We start from the raw sequence: 913 nt of genomic DNA on the forward strand, positions 1-913 counted from the left end.
GGCTCTGGCTCTGGCTCTTTAGTTTGTGATTCGTCGCTAGACTCGTCAACAAGAAAAGCATCAGATTCAAAGTTTTCATCGCCTAACAGCGCGGTAAAGTAATCATCGATTGCTTGTTCACTCGATAAACTTGGTTGCGTCAATGTCGATTCGTTATTCGCGCTCATTTATCGCTAACCTCTCGAGATAAATAAGCAGCTGTTTATAAGCAAATACACCACGGCTACCCGATGCGAAATGAGATGCTGGTAAACGTTTTAGACTGGCATCGCGAAACTTGGTATCAATCGGCACAGCAGAGGTCCAAACTTGGTTTGGATAGTCATCTTTAAGCTGAGTCAATGTTTGCAATGATGCTTTCGTTCGCTTGTCGTACATCGTCGGGACAATCGTCACCTTAAACGGTGTTTTGCGAGACTTCTGCATAATGGTTAGAGTGCGAATCATGCGCTCTAAACCCTTCATCGCCAAAAATTCAGTCTGTACCGGAATCAAGATACGATCACTGGCAGCCAACGCATTCACCATCATCACACCAAGAATAGGCGGACAATCGATAAGCACGTAGTCATAGTCATCTTTCAAAGCGGCTAAAGCACGCTTTAAGATCAAGCCCATACCACTTCGATTTCCCATTACACGGTCTAATGTCGCCAATGACATGTGTGCGGGAATAATATCGATACCTTCAATTTCGGTCTGTATAGTCAACGCTCTCACAGCTTGCGTAGAAAACTCACGCAGCTGGAACAGATCAAACAGGCTCGATTCCACCGTATCTGAGTCGTAACCCAGATAGGTGGTTAGTGATGCATGTGGGTCAGTATCAACCAACAACACACGATGACCCTTTAAGGCAAGTAAGCCAGCTAGGGTCACTGTCGTCGTCGTTTTCCCAACGCCACCTTTTTGG

General features: G+C 45.7%; 1 protein-coding gene and 1 pseudogene. Both read right to left on the reverse strand.

Features of this window, described 5'->3' with window-relative positions; genetic code table 11:
- A pseudogene (locus tag AB4653_RS24275) lies at positions 1-167 on the reverse strand (chemotaxis protein CheW); the annotation flags it as partial.
- The coding region (locus tag AB4653_RS24280) for a ParA family protein (RefSeq protein WP_372090879.1) at positions 154-913 on the reverse strand (760 nt) is incomplete at its 5' end. The gene AB4653_RS24280 and the pseudogene AB4653_RS24275, both read right to left, overlap by 14 nt.

This window comes from Vibrio sp. 10N.222.48.A3 (assembly GCF_041475345.1).
GTDB classification, from domain to species: domain Bacteria; phylum Pseudomonadota; class Gammaproteobacteria; order Enterobacterales; family Vibrionaceae; genus Vibrio; species Vibrio tasmaniensis_A.